4 protein-coding genes are annotated in these 20,141 nt (G+C 59.0%); all 4 read right to left on the bottom strand.

Annotated features, from left to right (window positions below):
* Positions 1-77 precede the first annotated feature (77 nt).
* Positions 78-1,478 carry a tRNA (N(6)-L-threonylcarbamoyladenosine(37)-C(2))-methylthiotransferase MtaB gene (gene mtaB, locus ACPXXB_RS04440; RefSeq protein WP_423909826.1) on the bottom strand — a complete coding sequence of 467 codons (1,401 nt, stop codon included), beginning with the start codon at positions 1,476-1,478 and terminating at the stop codon, positions 78-80.
* Positions 1,479-1,708: 230 nt separating this feature from the next.
* Positions 1,709-2,035, bottom strand: coding sequence for a HesB/IscA family protein (locus tag ACPXXB_RS04435; protein WP_423909823.1), 327 nt, complete (start codon positions 2,033-2,035; stop codon positions 1,709-1,711).
* Between the two features lie 318 nt (positions 2,036-2,353).
* Positions 2,354-7,507 carry a putative Ig domain-containing protein gene (locus tag ACPXXB_RS04430; protein ID WP_423910951.1) on the bottom strand — a complete coding sequence of 1,718 codons (5,154 nt, stop codon included), beginning with the start codon at positions 7,505-7,507 and terminating at the stop codon, positions 2,354-2,356.
* Between the two features lie 16 nt (positions 7,508-7,523).
* On the bottom strand, positions 7,524-20,138 hold the full coding sequence (locus ACPXXB_RS04425) for a BspA family leucine-rich repeat surface protein (protein WP_423909820.1): 12,615 nt from the start codon (positions 20,136-20,138) through the stop codon (positions 7,524-7,526).
* Between the last annotated feature and the right edge of the window lie 3 nt (positions 20,139-20,141).

Below are 20,141 nucleotides of genomic sequence, written 5' to 3'. Positions count from 1 at the left end.
TGAGTATCTTTATGAGTATCTTTATGAGTATTCTGAACTAATCTCAAGGGCGCTAATTGGTCAATTGCCAGCAATTTTTAGCTCAATCTACGGCCTAATAATGTGTTGTCACCCACACCGATAATTTCCAAATCCACCCAACGGCATTTTTGATCTTTCTGGCTTTGATCTTCCCGGCTGCGATATTCATGGCGACTGGATTTAACCGGAAATGTATCTCGAAATTTAACCGGAAAGTAATTCGCTGCTCTACCGACCATCCAATCCGGGTTAATGTGTGCCTTGTCGTTAGCCGATTCAACAAGCACTGTTTTATGCTGGCCGATCTGACGTTTGGCCACCCTTTTCCAAACTTCTTTTCCTGCTTCGCGAGCCGCTTTTGCCCTTTGCTTGCATGCAAGCATTGGAACCTGAGCAGGAATTCTTGCTGCCGGGGTTGCGGGCCTGGGGGAATAACGGAACACATGCGGATAGGCAATTTCGAGTTCATGTATAGCAAACAAGGTATCCGAGAAGCGCTTTTCACTTTCTGTCGGAAAACCCACCAAAATATCGGCACTCAAAATCAAATCTGGAACTGCAGCACGCAGCGCGCCAATTCGATCGTATATAAGCGCTTTTGCCGCACGGCGTTTCATTCGTTTCAATATCAGGGTATTGGCGCTTTGAAGGGATAAATGCAGTTGTGGACAGATTCTGGAATTGTTGCTTAAAAGATCAATAAATTCATCTGTAATGTGCGCCGGATCAATAGAACTCAACCGCAACCGATAATCACCGTCGAGATCCCCTTTGATCTCAAGCAGCGACCGCAATAACGCCGACAGGTTGACCTGGCCGATTTCGCTATCCTTGAAATCGGAGCCATACGAGCCAATATCGACGCCACAAAGCACAATTTCACCATAGCCGTTCATTAGCAGGCGTTGGCACTGTCGTTTGATCATTTCCGATGAGAACGACCGATTGGGGCCCCTGGCGGTATGAATGATGCAAAATGTGCAACCCTGATCGCAACCCTGCTGAATTTGCACAAAGGCCCGACTATGTCCCGCAAAACCCTGAAGCAACTGATCGGGCAGACTAATCTCCCGGTCAATATCCTTCAATAATATGGATGGCAGATTTCCTTGATACAGGTCGTCCAGCAATTCAGGAATATCCAACTTTTGACTGTTGCCCACCACTAAATCAACACCTGGAATTTCAGCACAAGTTTGCGGGTCCATTTGTGCATAGCATCCGGTAACGACCACCCAGGCATCTGGATTTTGCCGCACCGCTCGCCTGACTAATTGCCTAGCTTGACGATCTGCTTCAGCCGTCACAGTGCAGGTATTGATGACATAAAGGTCTGCTTGCTCGCCGGCGTGTACTCGGTGGTATTGATCGCCAACTATTTTTTCGGCCATCAATTCCGATTCAAAGACATTGACTTTACAACCAAGTGTTGAAAAGGCAACGCTCTGTATAGGCATCGCTCTGGATGCCGGTTGTTTCGGAACAGATACGTTTACAGAAGCCACTGCCATTAGCTCAAAATATTAACTTGAATATGAACGCTTGAATATCGCTCAAGAATTAACGCCTGATGAGCATGGGGATTGGCCCAGTTATGACCAAATAGAGTGAACTGCGCGGTCAATAATTCTGCTGCAATAATTATGCCGTAAATAATTCTGGTTCTAGTTTTAATTTCAGTACCAGATTATTTGACCGTAAAACTCTCACCGCATCCACATTGCTCGGTAACATTAGGATTATTGAAATGAAATGCCGATGATAATCCATCCTCAACATAATCCAGTTCCATGTCCTGAAGCAATTCAAGATAATCCTGTTGCACAACAACCTTCACGCCGTGGCTTTCAAACACCTTGTCGATATTGTTTATTTCTGTCGCATAGTCCAGTTGATAGGCATACCCGGAACAACCGGAATTTTTTACGGTTATACGCAAACCCATGCCTTGACCACGGGTTGCCAGATGAGTGCTCACCTGTTGGGCAGCAGCCTGTGTTAATGTAATAGACATGATTTCTTAAGTATACTATTTATAATAAGAGATATATTCAGAATAATAGTGACTAATTAAGTAATTGCAAAACCAATTATATCACGGAATTATCCATTCTGCTCATTCTTGTATAGGTCCATAACATCTGGCGCTCCGGGTGGCTGATAAACAGGGATTGTACAGGGGAGCGCAGGGCCAGGGCTTGGCGAGGCCGCTCGGCGTTGTAAAACACCAGCAGCGCCTATGCGCCGAACTCCTTGCCGTTTGATGTTCCCATTGAATTGGCGGGCGCAGCCCACCCTGCGCCGGTCGGCGACCGCCTGCTGACGCCGAAGGTTAAAACCGCACTTCGCTCTTGATCAGGATGGCATGCTCGGTCGGGCCGCTGTTGCTCTCGCTGCGCTCGCCCGCCAGGTTCAGGTCAAACCGCGAACCCGCCTTCCAGTTCAGGCCGATGCGGTAGCTGTCGGTCGCGCCGAGGGTCATCTCGCCATATGGTGTCAGCACGCCATCGCGTTCGCGCAAGGCAAAACCGTAGCCCAGGCGGGCCTCCACTCGCGCGCGGTAGTCGGCGGCGGCGTTATCATCCCCATCCTCCAGCAAACCATCCCGCCATAACTCCTGAATGCCGCTGCCGCTCTCGCCGTAACTCGGGACCAAGCTCAGCGACAGACCTTGTCCATCAGCCCCGGGCTGCACCGCCAGCTTCCCCTGAATTCCCCATTCCTCATAGCCGCCGCTATGCCCGAGCAGCGCCCGCGCCCGAACTTCAACGGTTGCCCTCGTGACCGGATTGCGATAACTCAGCCGGCCGCCTATCTCCGCCCCGCTGCCGGTCTCGCCATCGCCGCCGTCATAGCGCACTCCGACTTCCAGCGATGACTCAAACAGACCGCCAGCCGACAGCGTGCGCGACTGACTCCCTTCCAAAGCGGCACGCAGACGGACGGCATCCACTTTCGCCGCCCCGGCAGCGCCCTTCACTTCCAGCTCGCTCCGCATGGCTTCGCCCTTGAGCCGATACCCGCTCGCCCCGACCTCCCACAACTGGCCGCTGCCGCCCGCGCCGACCGTGCGCAAGTCCACATCGCTTGACAGCATCGCCTTGCCCTTCTCGGTTTTCTCCAACTTGCCTTCACCGTAACCGACGGTCGCCCACAAATCCAACTGTCCAGCGCCCCAGCCGATATACGGATGCGCGCTGGTCATGTTCAAGCCATATTCGCCCTTGCCCAAATCCAGCAGGTCGCCGGCGTTATCGTCTTTATAGTTGAAGTCGCCCTGCATCCGCGACGCCGCGACGCCGACCAGCAGGTCGTCTCCCAAGCGCGCATCCACCCCAAGATGAACGCCGGACAGGTCGCCATCCCAGTCCAAGGCGACGCTGTCGCCAGACAACTTGCGGTATTCGCCGAGACCCCAGAAGACCGCCGAGGAGCGGCCAGCCGCGCCATCGCCGGCGTTCAACGGCAGCACAAAGTCGGAGCCAGCCAGCATCTCCTTCAAATCGCGGCGGTCTTCGGCCATGGCCTTGCCGTGGGTGCTGAGTGCGCCTGCCAGAGTGCGCTGCCCGCCGACGGCAAGCGCGCGCGCCGCGCTCCCGGACTGCCCAATCCGCCGCTCGATGGCGCTGACGACGCTGCCGGCCATGGCGCGCGCGACTTGCGGCAGGATTATGTCATTGAGCGCGGCAAATTCGCCCTCCGCCATGTTCACCACCTCTACCGCCATGTTCACCACGGCTACACTGAACGAAGATAAAGCGTTGCCGTACATATCAGTAATTTTGCCTGTGCCCTCAGGAGTATAGGATACCTGAATGGTCGCCCTTGGCAGGATAACCGGGGTTACGGTCAGGATGATGCTCCCGAAACTGATACCGGTGACCTCGTGGTTCTTATCATTGCCGTTCAGGGTGGAGGTGACGGTGAAGTCGCCATTATCAGCAGCCCTGACATTCATCGGTACGCTGGTCGGCAGGGTAATGGTACTGCCTTTATCATCAGTCCTCGGCGGAAGTAGGCCCAAACGCTTCGCTTCCGTTATAGTCACTATGGACACGGCCGGATTGACGGTGATCGCCACCGTAGCGGTGGCCGTGCCACCGGCATTGCGGGCGGTGATGGTGTAGGTGACCGCATCTGCCGCCGCCGTGGGTATCCCGGAGATGGCGCCGGTTGACGTGTCAAACTCCAGGCCATTGCCAATCATCGGCTTGATGCTGTAGCTGGCCACCGCGCCACCGCTTGAGGTGATGGTCACCGACGTGATGGCGGTGCCTACCGTGGCGGTCAGCGTCGCGGGGCTGGCGCTGATGATCGGGGCGGCCGGGTTAACGGTGATCGGCACGGCGGCCACGGTGACCGTGACGATGTAGGTCTCAGTCGTCGTGCCATCGGCGGCGGTGACTTCAATGGTGATGGCGTTAGCGCCCACTGTTAGACCGGAAACAGTCGTATCGGTGATCGTCAAGGCTGTGCTGGCGTCTGCCGCGGTGCCGCTTATGACAAAGCTGGCATCGCTGCTGGTTGTGGTCGGCGTTACCGTGATGCTTGTCACCGCATTGCCGACGCTGGCGGTGTAGGTCAGTGTGGCATTGGCGAAGGCCGGGGTCAGGGCGCCGGCGGACAAGGTCAAGCCGCTCAAGGACGCATCAGCAGCAGCCGCGCGGGCCACGGTGACCGTGTAGGTCCGCACCGTCGTGGCGTCCGCAGCTGTTACCACGACCTTGATTTCAGTCCCGCCCACCGCCAGACTGATGGCGCCGCTGGCAGCACCGCTGGCGACGGCCGCGCCATCCACCGTGAGGCTGGCGTTGGCGTCATTGAGCGTCGGCGTGACCGTGATGCTCGTCACCGCATTGCCAACGCTGGCGGTGTAGCTAATGGCGTCTGAGGCGAAGGCCGGGGTCAGGACAGCGCCGGCGGACAAGGTCAAGGCGCTCAAGGACGCATCAGCAGCGGCCGCGCGGGCTACGGCGACGGTGTAGCTAGCGGTGTCTGAGGCAAAGGCCGGGGTTAGGGTGCCGGCGGACAGCGCCAAGCCGCTCAAGGCCGCATCATCGGCAGCGTCAGCGGCAACACGGGTGACCGTAACAGTGTAGGTCCGCTCCGTCGTGGCGTCCGCAGCTGTTACCACAACCTTGATTTCAGTCTCGCCCACCGCCAGACTGATGGCGCCGCTGGCCTCGCCGCTGGCGACGGCCTCGCCATCCACCGTGACGCTGGCGTTGGCGTCATTGAGCGTCGGCGTTACCGTGATGCTATCCACCGCATTGGCGACGCGGGCGGTATGGCTAATGGCGTCTGAGGCAAAGGCCGAGGTTAGGGCGCCGGCGGACAGCGCCAAGCCGCGCAAGGACGCATCAGCAGCGGCCGCGCGGGCCACGGTGACCGTGAAGGTCCGGGTGGCGACGGCGCCGTTGGCGTCGGTGACGGTGTAGGTCAGTGTGCTTGTTCCTTTTGCGGTCGGTATGCCGGACAGAATGCGGGTGTCTTGGTCAAAGCTCAGTCCGGCCGGCAGATCGCCGCCCTCCGGGCCGGTCAGGGTGTAAGTGAAGGGAGCCGTACCGCCGCCGGCTACCAGCAGTTCCAGGTCGGTGATCGCTGTGCCGGCCGTGTAGGCCTGGTCGGTCGGCGCGCCCGACAGAATGCGGGTGTCTTTGTCAAAGCTCAGTCCGGCCGGCAGATCGCCGCCCTCCGGGCCGGTCAGGTCGTAGGTCAGGGGCGCGGTACCACCAGTGGCTACCGGCAGGGTCAGGTCGGTGATCGCTGTGTCGGCCGTGTAGGTCTGGCCTGCCGGCGCGTTCAGGGTCGGTCCATCGCTAACGGTGACCGTGAAGTCGGCATCAACGCTGGCGCCGTTGGCGTCGGTGACGGTGTAGGTCAGTGTGCTTGTTCCTTTTGCGGTCGGCGCGCCCGACAGAATGCGGGTGTCTTTGTCAAAGCTCAGTCCGGCCGGCAGATCGCCGCCCTCCGGGCCGGTCAGGTCGTAGGTCAGGGGCGCGGTACCACCAGTGGCTACCGGCAGGGTCAGGTCGGTGATCGCTGTGTCGGCCGTGTAGGTCTGGCCTGCCGGCGCGTTCAGGGTCGGTCCATCGCTAACGGTGACCGTGAAGTCGGCATCAACGCTGGCGCCGTTGGCGTCGGTGACGGTGTAGGTCAGTGTGCTTGTTCCTTTTGCGGTCGGCGCGCCGGACAGAATGCGGGTGTCTTGGTCAAATCTCAGTCCGTCCGGCAGGGCGCCGCCCGATGGACCGGTCAGGGTGTAGGTCAGGGGCGCGGTGCCGCCGGCGGCGGCCGGCAGTTCCAGGTCGGTGATCGCTGCGCCGGCCGTGTAGGCCTGGTCGGCCGGCGCGGTCAGGGTCGGTCCATCGCTAACGGTGACCGTGAAGGCGGCATCAACGCTGGCGCCGTTGGCGTCGGTGACGGTGTAGGTCAGCGTGCTTGTTCCTTCTGTGGTCGGCGCGCCGGACAGAATGCGGGCGTCTTGGTCAAAGCTCAGTCCGTCCGGCAGGGCGCCGCCCGATGGACCGGTCAGGGTGTAGGTCAGGGGCATGGTGCCGCCGGCGGCGGCCGGCAGTTCCAGGTCGGTGACGGTGTAGGTCAGCGTAACCGCAGCAGCTGTTGCCGCAGTCGGCGCGCCCGACAGAATGCGGGTGTCTTGGTCAAAGCTCAGTCCGTCCGGCAGGGCGCCGCCCGATGGACCGGTCAGGGTGTAGATCAGGGGCGCGGTGCCGCTGGCGGCGGCCGGCAGTTCCAGGTCGGTGATCGCTGTGCCGACCGTGTAGGCATGGTCGGCCGGCGCGGTCAGGGTCGGTCCATCGCTAACGGTGACCGTGAAGGTCCGGGTGGCGGCGGCGCCATTGGCGTCGGTCGCGGTGTAGGTCAGCGTAACCGCAGCAGCTGTTGCCGCAGTCGGCGCGCCCGACAGAATGCGGGTGTCTTGGTCAAAGCTCAGCCCGTCCGGCAGGGCGCCGCCCGATGGACCGGTCAAGGTGTAGGTCAGGGGCGCGGTGCCGCCGGCGGCGGCCGGCAGTTCCAGGTCGGTGATCGCTGTGCCGACCGTGTAGGTCTGGCCGGCCAGCTCGGTCAACGCCGGCACGGCGGCCACGGTGACCGTGAAGGCGGCATCAACGCTGGCGCCGTTGGCGTCGGTGACGGTGTAGGTCAGTGTGCTTGTTCCTTTTGCGGTCGGCGCGCCGGACAGAATGCGGGTGTCTTGGTCAAATCTCAGTCCGTCCGGCAGGGCGCCGCCCGATGGACCGGTCAGGGTGTAGGTCAGGGGCATGGTGCCGCCGGCGGCGACCGGCAGTTCCAGGTCGGTGATCGCTGTGCCGACCGTGTAGGCCTGGCCGGCCGGCGCGGTCAGGGTCGGTCCATCGCTAACGGTGACCGTGAAGGTCCGGGTGGCGGCGGCGCCATTGGCGTCGGTCGCGGTGTAGGTCAGCGTAACCGCAGCAGCTGTTGCCGCAGTCGGCGCGCCCGACAGAATGCGGGTGTCTTGGTCAAAGCTCAGCCCGTCCCGGCAGGGCGCCGCCCGATGGACCGGTCAGGGTGTAGGTCAGGGGCGCGGTGCCGCCGCCGGCGGCCGGCAGTTCCAGGTCGGTGATCGCTGTGCCGACCGTGTAGGCATGGTCGGCCGGCGCGGTCAGGGTCGGTCCATCGCTAACGGTGACCGTGAAGGTCCGGGTGGCGGCGGCGCCATTGGCGTCGGTCGCGGTGTAGGTCAGCGTAACCGCAGCAGCTGTTGCCGCAGTCGGCGCGCCCGACAGAATGCGGGTGTCTTGGTCAAAGCTCAGTCCGTCCGGCAGGGCGCCGCCCGATGGACCGGTCAGGGTGTAGGTCAGGGGCGCGGTGCCGCCGGCGGCGGCCGGCAGTTCCAGGTCGGTGATCGCTGTGCCGGCCGTGTAGGCCTGATCGGCCGGCGCGTTCAGGGTCGGTCCATTGCTAACGGTGACCGTGAAGGCGGCATCAACGCTGGCGCCGTTGGCGTCGGTGACGGTGTAGGTCAGCGTGCTTGTTCCTTCTGTGGTCGGCATGCCGGACAGAATGCGGGTGTCTTGGTCAAATCTCAGTCCGTCCGGCAGGGCGCCGCCCGATGGACCGGTCAGGGTGTAGGTCAGGGGCGCGGTGCCGCCGGCGGCGGCCGGCAGTTCCAGGTCGGTGATCGCTGTGCCGGCCGTGTAGGCCTGGTCGGCCGGCGCGTTCAGGGTCGGTCCATCGCTAACGGTGACCGTGAAGGCGGCATCAACGCTGGCGCCGTTGGCGTCGGTGACGGTGTAGGTCAGCGTGCTTGTTCCTTCTGTGGTCGGCGCGCCGGACAGAATGCGGGCGTCTTGGTCAAAGCTCAGTCCGTCCGGCAGGGCGCCGCCCGATGGACCGGTCAGGGTGTAGGTCAGGGGCGCGGTGCCGCCGCCGGCGGCCGGCAGTTCCAGGTCGGTGATCGCTGTGCCGACCGTGTAGACCTGGTCGGCCGGCGCGTTCAGGGTCGGTCCATCGCTAACGGTGACCGTGAAGGTCCGGGTGGCGGCGGCGCCATTGGCGTCGGTGACGGTGTAGGTCAGTGTGCTTGTTCCTTCTGGGGTCGGCATGCCGGACAGAATGCGGGTGTCTTGGTCAAATCTCAGCCCGTCCGGCAGGGCGCCGCCCGATGGACCGGTCAGGGTGTAGGTCAGGGGCGCGGTGCCGCCGGCGGCGGCCGGCAGTTCCAGGTCGGTGATCGCTGTGCCGACCGTGTAGACCTGGTCGGCCGGCGCGTTCAGGGTCGGTCCATCGCTAACGGTGACCGTGAAGGCGGCATCAACGCTGGCGCCGTTGGCGTCGGTGACGGTGTAGGTCAGTGTGCTTGTTCCTTCTGTGGTCGGCGCGCCCGACAGAATGCGGCTGGCGGGGTCAAAGCTCAGTCCGTCCGGCAGGGCGCCGCCCGATGGACCGGTCAGGGTGTAGGTCAGGGGCGCGGTGCCGTCGGCGGCGGCCGGCAGTTCCAGGTCGGTGATCGCTGCGCCGACCGTGTAGGCCTGGCCGGCCGGCGCGGTCAGGGTCGGTCCATCGCTAACGGTGACCGTGAAGGCGGCATCAGCGCTGGCGCCGTTGGCGTCGGTGACGGTGTAGGTCAGTGTGCTTGTTCCTTCTGTGGTCGGCGCGCCGGACAGAATGCGGGTGTCTTGGTCAAAGCTCAGTCCGTCCGGCAGGGCGCCGCCCGATGGACCGGTCAGGGTGTAGGTCAGGGGCGCGGTGCCGCCGGCGGCGGCCGGCAGTTCCAGGTCGGTGATCGCTGTGCCGGCCGTGTAGGCCTGATCGGCCGGCGCGGTCAACGCCAGCACGGCGGCCACGGTGACCGTGACGGTGTAGGTCTCAGTCGTCGTGCCATCGGCGGCGGTGACTTCGATGGTGATGGCGTTAGTGCCCACTGTTAGACCGGAAACAGTCGTACCGCTGATCGTCAAGGCGGTGCTGGCGTCTGCCACGGTGCCACTTATGACAAAGCTGGCATCGCTGCCGGTTGTGGTCGGCGTGACCGTGATGCTTGTCACCGCATTGGCGACGCGGGCGGTGTAGGTTAGTGTGGCACTGTCGAAGGCCGGGGTTAGGGCGCCGGCGGACAAGGTCAAGGCGCTCAAGCTAGCAGCGCTGGATGCTGACACGGCCACGGTTATCGCTCTGGCGTTAGCGTCGCCGAAGTCCACATCGCTTGCGCCAATGCGAACACTGTAATCGCCGGCTGCGGTGCCGGCTTTAGCGCTTAATGCTGCGCCGGTTAGGGTGAATTTATCATTATCGTCATCCCCGGCTCCTGCAGCCAGTGCATACACCGGGCCTTGGCCGGCTAAACCGCTGTTCTGCGCAGCGAGATTGAGCACGACAAAATCAGTAGCGCCGTCATAGTCAGTGTTTCGAGTTCCAGCAATATACCAGCGACCGAGGTTTTGGCTAAAGGCGGCGGCGCCATCGAACATGGATCCCATATACTGCACATTGCCCACATCCCAGCCGCCGATGTCCTGGTTAAAGGCACTGGCTTCAAAAAACATGATGGTCATATTCGTCACATTGCCCACATTCCAGCGGCCGATGTCCTGGTTGAAGGCGGCGCGAACGAACATGCCTCCCATATCCTCCACATTGCTCACATCCCAGTCGCCGATGTCCTGGTTAAAGGCGGCGGCGTTCTGGAACATGCCTCCCATATCCTCCACATTGCCAACATCCCAGCCGCCGATGTCCTGGTTAAAGGCGGCGGCGCCACCGAACATGCCTCCCATATTCTTCACCTTGCTAACATCCCAGTCGTCGATGTCCCGGTTAAAGGCGGCGGCGTCATTGAACATGCCTCTCATATCCTCCACACTGCCCACATCCCAGCGGCCGATGTCCTGGTTAAAGGCGCTGGCGTCAAAGAACGTGTATGCCATATTCGTCACCTTGCCCACATCCCAGCCGCTGATGTCGCCGTTAAAGACGCTGGCATCTCGGAACATGTCACGCATAGTGCCAACATTAGAAAGATTTGGCGCATCCGTTGCGCTCATCCGCATATTTTCGGCGCCATAAAATGCGTTTTCCATGTTGCTCCACTGCGCGCCGCCCCATTGTTTTACATCTATCAGTTTCTCTTTATCCGCGCCATTATTTAGGTTAAAGTGGGTAATGGTGTTTGAGGCGGTGATGTCGTAGTCGCCGGCGGCGGCGTAGGTATGGTTGACAGCGCCGGTAACGATGTCAATCGCGCTGCCGTCCCCCCAGTCAATGGCGTAGGCGCCTTCGCCGGGGAAGGTGATGGCGTCGTTCGCCGTTGCGCGCCAGGTGGTGATAAAGGCAGTCGTCGTATCAATAGCACGGTTGACGACGGTGACATCCACCACTGCCGCGTTAGCGGCGCCGAAGTCCACACCGCTTGCGCCAATGCGCACTTTATAGAGGCCGGATGCGGTGCCGGCTTTAGCGCTTAATGCTGCGCCGGTTAGGGTGAATTTATTATTACCGCTATCCCCGACTCCTGCAGCCAGTGCATAGACGGGGCCTTGGCCGGTTAAAACGCTGTTCTGCGCAGCGAGATTGAGCACGACAAGATTATCAGCGCCGTCATAGTCAGTGTTTCGAGTTCCAACAATATACCAGCGACCGAGGTTTTGGCTAAAGGCGACGGCATCTCGGAACATATCTAACATATTCGTCACATTGCCCACATTCCAGCCGCCGATGTCCTGGTTAAATACTTTGGCGGCGGCGAACATGTATTCCATAAGCCTCACATTGCCCACATCCCAGCGGCCGATGTCCTGGTTGAAGGCGGCGGCGCCACCGAACATGTATACCATATTCGTCACCTTGCCCACATCCCAGTCGCCGATGTCCTGGTTAAAGGCGCTGGCGTCAAAGAACATGTATGACATATTCGTCACCTTGCCCACATCCCAGTCGCCGATGTCCTGGTTAAAGGCGCTGGCGTCAAAGAACATGTATGACATATTCGTCACCTTGCCCACATCCCAGCCGCCGATGTCCCGGTTAAAGGCGGCGGCGCCATTGAACATGCCTGCCATATCCGTCACATTGCCAACATCCCAGGTTCCGATGGCGCCGTTAAAGACGCGGGCATCTCGGAACATGTCACGCATAGTGCCAACAGCAGAAAGATTTGGCGCATCCGTTGCGCTCATCCGCATATTTTCGGCGCCATCAAATGCGTTTTCCATGCTGCTCCACGTCGCGCTGCCCCACTGTTTTACATCAATGAGTTTGCCGCTATCCTCGCCACGATTTAAGTTAAAGCGGGTAATGCCGTTTGAGGCGATGATGTCGTAGTCGCCGGCGGCGGCGTAGGTATGGTTGACAGCACCGGTAACGATGTCAATCGCGCTGCCGTCCCCCCAGTCAATGGCGTTGGCGTCATTGAGCGTCGGCGTTACCGTGATGCTTGTCACCGCATTGGCGACGCGGGCGGTATAGCTAATGGTGTCTGAGGTGAAGGCCGGGGTTAGGGCGCCGGCGGACAAGGTCAAGCCGCTCAATCTAGCAACGCTGGATGCTGGCACGGCCACGGTTATCGCTCTGGCGTTAGCGGCGCCGAAGTACACACCGCTTGCGCCAATGCGCACTTTATAGAGGCCGGATGCGGTGCCGGCTTTAGCGCTTAATGCAGCGCCGGTTAGGGTGAATTTATCATTATCGTCATCCCCGACTCCTGCAGCCAGTGCATAGACCGGGCCTTGTCTGGTTAAAGCGCCGTTCTGCGCAGCGAGATTGAGCACGACACGATTATCAGCGCCACCATAGTCAGGGTTTGGAGTTCCAACAATATACCAGCGACCGAGGTTTTGGCTAAAGACGGCGGCGCCATCGAACATGTTTCCCATATTCGTCACATTGCCCACATCCCAGCCGCCGATATCACCGTTAAAGGCGACGGCACCATTGAACATGTTGAGCATATTCGTCACATTGCCCACATCCCAGCCGTTGAGGTCCTGGTTAAAGGCGACGGCACTACCGAACATGTAGTACATATTCTCCACCTCGCTAACATCCCAGTCGTCGATGTCCTGGTTAAAGGCGACGGCGAGACCGAACATGCCTGCCATATTCTTCACCTTGCCCACATCCCAGTCGCCGATGTCCTGGTTAAAGGTGGGGTTTTTATTGAACATGCCTTCCATATCCTTCACCTTGCCCACATTCCAACTGCCGATGTCCTGGTTGAAGCCGGACTGAATGAACATGAGGGACATATCCTCCACATTGCCCACATCCCAGAGGCCGATGTCCTGGTTGAAGGCGGCGGCATAGAACATGCCTGCCATATTCGTCACATTGCCCACATCCCAGCCGCTGATGTCGCCGTTAAAGGCGGCGGCGCTATGGAACATGACACGCATAGTGCCAACATTAGAAAGATTTGGCGCATCCGTCGCGCTCATCCGCATATTAGCGGCGCCATGAAATGCGTTTTCCATGCTGCTCCACTGCGCGCCGCCCCATTGTTTTACATCAATGAGTTTCCCGCTATCCTCGCCACGATTTAAGTTAAAGCGGGTAATGGTGTTTGAGGTGGTGATGTCGTAGTCGCCGGCGGCGGCGTAGGTATGGTTGACCGCGCCGGTAGCGGTTTCAATCGCGCTGCCGTCCCCCCAGTCAATGGCGTAGGCGCCTTCGCCGGGGAAGGTGATGGCGTCGTTCGCCGTTGCGCGCCAGGTGGTGATAAAGGCAGTCGTCGTATCAATAGCACGGGTGACGACGGTGACATCCACCACTGCCGCGTTAGCGGCGCCGAAGTACACACCGCTTGCGCCAATGCGCACTTTATAGAGGCCGGATGCGGTGCCGGCTTTAGCGCTTAATGCAGCGCCGGTTAGGGTGAATTTATCATTATCGTCATCCCCGACTCCTGCAGCCAGTGCATAGACCGGGCCTTGTCTGGTTAAAGCGCCGTTCTGCGCAGCGAGATTGAGCACGACACGATTATCAGCGCCACCATAGTCAGGGTTTGGAGTTCCAACAATATACCAGCGACCGAGGTTTTGGCTAAAGACGGCGGCGCCATCGAACATGTTTCCCATATTCGTCACATTGCCCACATCCCAGCCGTTGAGGTCCTGGTTAAAGGCGACGGCACTACCGAACATGTAGTACATATTCTCCACCTCGCTAACATCCCAGTCGTCGATGTCCTGGTTAAAGGCGACGGCGTTCTGGAACATGCCTTCCATACTCTTCACCTTGCCCACATTCCAACCGCCGATGTCCTGGTTAAAGGCGGCGGCGCCACCGAACATGTATGACATATTCGTCACATTGCCAACATCCCAACCGCTGATGTCGCCGTTAAAGGCGGCGGCGCCATTGAACATGCCTAACATCTTCTTCACCTTGCCCACATCCCAGTCGCCGATGTCCTGGTTAAAGGCGGCGGCACGATAGAACATGCCTGCCATATTCGTCACATTGCCCACATCCCAGCCGCTGATGTCCTGGTTGAAGGCGGCGCGATCGAACATGCCTGCCATATTCGTCACATTGCCCACATCCCAGTCGCTGATGTCCTGGTTGAAGGCGGCGCGAACGAACATGGCTGCCATATCCGTCACCTTGCCCACATCCCAGTCGCCGATGTCCTGGTTGAAGGCGGCGGCATAGAACATGCCTGCCATATTCGTCACATTGCCCACATCCCAGCCGCTGATGTCGCCGTTAAAGGCGGCGGCGCTATGGAACATGACACGCATAGTGCCAACATTAGAAAGATTTGGCGCATCCGTCGCGCTCATCCGCATATTAGCGGCGCCATGAAATGCGTTTTCCATGCTGCTCCACTGCGCGCCGCCCCATTGTTTTACATCAATGAGTTTCCCGCTATCCTCGCCACGATTTAAGTTAAAGCGGGTAATGGTGTTTGAGGTGGTGATGTCGTAGTCGCCGGCGGCGGCGTAGGTATGGTTGACCGCGCCGGTAGCGGTTTCAATCGCGCTGCCGTCCCCCCAGTCAATGGCGTAGGCGCCTTCGCCGGGGAAGGTGATGGCATCGTTCGCCGTTGCGCGCCAGGTGGTGATAAAGGCAGTCGTCGTATCAATAGCACGGGTGACGACCACGGTGTAGGTCCGCTCCGTCGTGGTATCTTCGGCGGTGACCACGACCTGAATTTCAGTTCCGCCCACCGCCAGATCAATGGCCCCGCTGGCCTCGCCGCTAACGACGGCCGCGCCATTCACCGTGACGTTGGCGTTGGCGTTGGCGTCATTGAGCGTCGGCGTTACCGTGATGCTTGTCACCTCATTGGCGACGCGGGCGGTATAGCTAATGGTGTCTGAGGCGAAGGCCGGGGTTAGGGCGCCGGCGGACAAGGTCAAGGCGCTCAAGCTAGCAGCGCTGGATGCTGGCACGGCCACGGTTATCGCTCTGGCGTTAGCGTCGCCGAAAAGCACATCGCTTGCGCCAATGCGCACTTTATAAATGCCGGATGCGGTGCCGGCTTTAGCGCTTAATGCAGCGCCGGTTAGGGTGAATTTATCATTACCGCTATCCCCGTCTCCTGCAGCCAGTGCATAGACCGGGGCTTGATCGTCTAACAAAGCACTTTGCGCAGCGAGCCTGAGCACGACAAAATCAGTAGCGCCGTCATAGCCAGGGTTTGGAGTTCTAACAATATACCAGCGACCGAGGTTTTGGCTAAAGGCGGCAGCGCCATTGAACATGTTTGCCATCTCCGTCACATTGCCCACATTCCAGCCGCCGATGTCCTGGTTAAAGGCGTCAGCGTTATAGAACATGTAGCCCATATTCGTCACCTTGCCCACATCCCAGCCACCGATGTCCTGGTTAAAGGCGGTGGCGCCATTGAACATGCCTTTCATATCCGTCACATTGCCAACATCCCAGTCGCCGATGTCCTGGTTAAAGGCGGCGGCACGATAGAACATGCCTCCCATATCCTCCACATTGCCAACATCCCAGTCGCCGATGTCCTGGTTAAAGGCGGCGGCGCCATCGAACATGGCTACCATATTCTTCACCTTGCCCACATCCCAGTCGCCGATGTCCTGGTTAAAAGCGGCAGCGCCATGGAACATGAACCTCATATCCTCCACATTGCCCACATTCCAGTCGCCGATGTCCTGGTTAAAGGCGACGGCGCCGTTAAAGGCGACGGCGCCATTGAACATGCCTGCCATATCCGTCACATTACCCACATCCCAGCCGCTGATGTCGCCGTTAAAGGCGGCGGCGCGATGGAACATGTCACGCATAGTGCCAACAGCAGAAAGATCTGGCGCATCCGTTGCGCTCATCCGCATATTAACGGCGACATGAAATGCGTTTTCCATGCTGCTCCACTGCGCGCCGCCCCATTGTTTTACATCAATGAGTTTCTCTTTATCCTCGCCACGATTTAAGTTAAAGCGGGTAATGGTGTTTGAGGTGGTGATGTCGTAGTCGCCGGTGGCGGCGTAGGTATGGTCGATATAGCCGGTAGCGATGTCAATCGCGCTGCCGTCCCCCCAGTCAATGGCGTAGGCGCCTTCACCGGGGAAGGTGATGGCGTCGTTCGCCGTGGCGCGCCAGGTGGTGATAAAGGCAGTCGTCGTATCAATAATAGCACGGTTGACGACGGTGACATCCACCATTACCGCGTTAGCGACGCCGAAGAACGCAATGCTTGCGCCAATGCGCACTTTATAGAGGCCGTTTGCGGTGCCGGCTTTAGCGCTTAATGCAGCGCCGGTTAGGATGAATTTATTATTACCGCTATCCCCGACTCCTGCAACCAGTGCATAGACGGGGGCTAGATCATCGAAAAAAGTATTTTGCGTGGCGAGATTGAGCACGACACGATTATCAGCGCCGTCATAGTCAGTGTTTCGAGTTCCAACAATATACCAGCGACCGAGGTTTTGGCGAAAGGCGCGGGCGTTAACGAATATGCCTCCCATATTCGTCACATTGCCAACATCCCAGCCGCCGACGTCCTGGTTAAAGGCGACGGCGTTCTTGAACATGAACCACATATTCGTCACATTGCCCACATCCCAGGTTCCGATGTCCTGGTTAAAGGCGGAGGCATCAAGGAACATCTTTTGCATATCCGTCACACTGCCCACATCCCAGCCACCGATGTCCTGGTTGAAGGCGTAGGCGGCATTGAACATGCCTAGCATATCCGTCACCTTGCCCACATCCCAGCCACCGATGTCCTGGTTGAAGGCGTAGGCGCTATTGAACATGTTTGCCATCTCCGTCACATTGCCCACATCCCAGCCGCCGATGTCCTGGTTAAAAGCGAGAGCGTTGGTGAACATCTCTATCATATTCGTCACATTGCTCACATCCCAGCCGCTGATGTCGCCGTTAAAGACGCGGGCATCTCGGAACATGGCTTCCATATTCGTCACATTGCCCACATCCCAGCCGCTGATGTCGCCGTTAAAGACGCGGGCATCTCGGAACATGGCATGCATAGTGCCAACAGCGGAAAGATCCGGCGCATCCGTTGCGCTCATCCGCATATTATGGGCGCCATTAAATGCGTTTTCCATGCTGCTCCACTGCGCGCCGCCCCATTGTTTTATATCAATGAGTGCCCATCTATCCTCGGCACGATTTAAGTTAAAGCGGGTAATGGTGTTTGAGGCTGTGATGTCGTAGTAGCCGGCGGCGGCGTAGGTATGGTCGATAGGGCCGGTAGCGGTGGCAATCGCGCTGCCGTCCCCCCAGTCAATGGTGTAGGCGCCTTCGCCGGGGAAGGTGATGGCGTCGTTCGCCGTGGCGCGCCAGGTGGTGATAAAGGCAGCCGTATCACCAGCACGGGTGACGCCGGTGACATCCACTATTGCCGCGTTAGCGACGCCGAAGTCCACATCGCTTGCGCCAATGCGCACTTTATAAATGCCGGCTGCGGTGCCGGCTTTAACGCTTAATGCAGCGCCGGTTAGGGTGAATTTATCATTACCGCTATCCCCGTCTCCTGCAGCCAGTGCATAGACCGGGGCTTGACCATCTAAAAAAGTATTTTGCGCGGCGAGCGTGAGCACGACACGATTATCAGCGCCGTCATAGCCACGGTTTCGAGTTCCGACAATATACCAGCGACCGAGGTTTTGGCTAAAGGCGGCGGCGCCATTGAACATGTTTGCCATCTCCGTCACATTGCCCACATTCCAGCCGCCGATGTCCTGGTTAAAGGCACTGGCGTCAAAGAACATGTTTTGCATATTCGTCACATTGCCAACATCCCAGCCGCTGATGTCGCCGTTAAAGGCGGCGGCGCCATGGAACATGCCTAACATCTTCTTCACCTTGCCCACATCCCAGTCGCCGATGTCCTGGTTAAAGGCGGCGGCACGATAGAACATGCCTCCCATATCCTCCACATTGCCAACATCCCAGCCGCCGATGTCCTGGTTAAAGGCGGCGGCGCCATGAAATGCGTTTTCCATGCTGCTCCATTGCGCGCCGCCCCATTGTTTTATATCTATCAGTTTCTCTTTATCCTCGCCATTATTTAAGTTAAAGCGGGTAATGGTGTTTGAGGCGGTGATGTCGTAGTCGCCGGCGGCGGCGTAGGTATGGTTGACAGCACCGGTAGCGATGTCAATCGCGCTGCCGTCCCCCCAGTCAATGGTGTAACTGCCCACACCGGGGAAGGTGATGGCGTCATTCGCCGTGGCGCGCCAGGTGGTGATAAAGGCAGTCGTCGTATCAATAGCACGGTTGACGACGGTGACATCCACCACTGCCGCGTTAGCGGCACCGAAGTCCACACCGCTTGCGCCAATGCGCACTTTATAGCTGCCGTCCGCGACGCCGGTATTAGCGCTTAATGCAGCGCCGGTTAAGGTGAATTTATCATTATCGTCATCCCCGTCTCCTGCAGCCAGCGCATAGACCGGGGCTTGGTTGGTTAAAACGCCGTTCTGTGCAGCGAGACTGAGCACGACAAAATCAGTAGCGCCGTTATAGCCAAGGTTTGGAGTTCCAACAATATACCAGCGACCGAGGTTTTGGCTAAAGGCGTCGGCGCCTTGAAACATGCCTGCCATATCCGTCACATTGCCCACATCCCAGCCGCCGATGTCTTGGTTAAAGGCGGCGGCGCCACCGAACATGTATGACATATTCGTCACATTGCCCACATCCCAGGTTCCGATGTCCTGGTCAAAGGCGGCGGCACCATTGAACATGGCTACCATCCCCGTCACCTTGCCCACATCCCAGGTTCCGATGTCCTGGTTAAAGGCGGCGGCGCCATTGAACATGCCTGCCATATCCGTCACATTGCCAACATCCCAGGTTCCGATGTCCTGGTCAAAGGCGGCGGCGCCACCGAACATGCCTGCCATCCCCGTCACCTTGCCCACATCCCAGGTTCCGATGTCCTGGTTAAAGGCGGCGGCGGTAAAGAACATGTACCTCATATACTCCACATTGCCCACATCCCAGCCGCCGATGTCCTGGTTAAAGGCGGCGGCACCATTGAACATGCCTACCATATCCGTCACATTGCCCACATCCCAGCCGCCGATATCACCGTTAAAGACGAGGGCAGCTCGGAACATGTCAGACATAGCGCCAACAGCGGAAAGATCCGGCGCATCCGTTGCGCTCATCCGCATATTAGCGGCGCCATGAAATGCGCCTTCCATGCTGCTCCACTGCGCGCCGCCCCATTGTTTTATATCTATTAATTTCTCTCTATCCGCGCCCTTATTTAAGTTAAAGCCGATAATGGTGTTTGAGGCTGTGATGTCGTAGTCGCCGGCGGCGGTGTAGGTATGGTTGACAGCGCCAGTGGCGTTGTCAATCGTGCCGTCCCCCCAGTCAATGGTGTAACTGCCCCTGCCGGGGAAGGTGACGGTATCGTTCGCCGTGGCGCGCCAGGTGGTGATAAAGGCAGTAGTCGTATCAACAGCACGGGCGACCGCGACGGTGTAGGTCCGCGTCGTCGTGGTGTCTTTGGCGGTGACCACAACCTGAATTGCAGTCTTGCCCACCGCCAGATTAATGGCCCCGCTGGCCTCGCCGCTGACGACGGCCGCGCCATTCACCGTGACGCTGGCATCGGCGTCATTGAGCGTCGGCGTGATAGTGATGCTTGTCACCGCATTGGCGACGCTGGCGGTGTAGCTAGCGGTGTCTGAGGCAAAGGCCGGGAACAGGGCGCCGGCGGACAGCGCCAAGCCGCTCAAGGCCGCATCGGCGGCATCGGCGGCATCGGCGGCATCGACGGTGACATATACCATTACCGCGTTAGCGACGCCGAAGAGCGCACCGCTTGCGCCAATGCGCACTTTATAGCTGCCGTCCGCGACGTCGGTATTAGCATTTAATGTAGCGCCGTTTACGGTGAATTTATCATTATCGTCATCCCCGTCTCCTGCAGCCAGCGCATAGACCGGGGCTTGACCATCTAAAAAAGTATTTTGCGCGGCGAGCGTGAGCACGGCAAAATCATCAAGGCCGTCATAGCCAAGGTTTGGAGTTCCAACAATATACCAGCGACCGAGGTTTTGGCTAAAGGCATCGGCGCCATTGAACATGCCTTCCATATTCGTCACATTGCCCACATCCCAGCGGCCGATGTCCTGGTTAAAGGCGGCGGCGCCAAGGAACATGTTGTGCATATTCGTCACATT

This window comes from Candidatus Spongiihabitans sp. (assembly GCF_965237845.1).
Lineage (GTDB): Bacteria > Pseudomonadota > Gammaproteobacteria > Arenicellales > Poriferihabitantaceae > Spongiihabitans.
The sequence above is the reverse complement of the archived record's forward strand: the minus strand, read 5'-3'. Positions and strand labels throughout refer to the sequence as shown.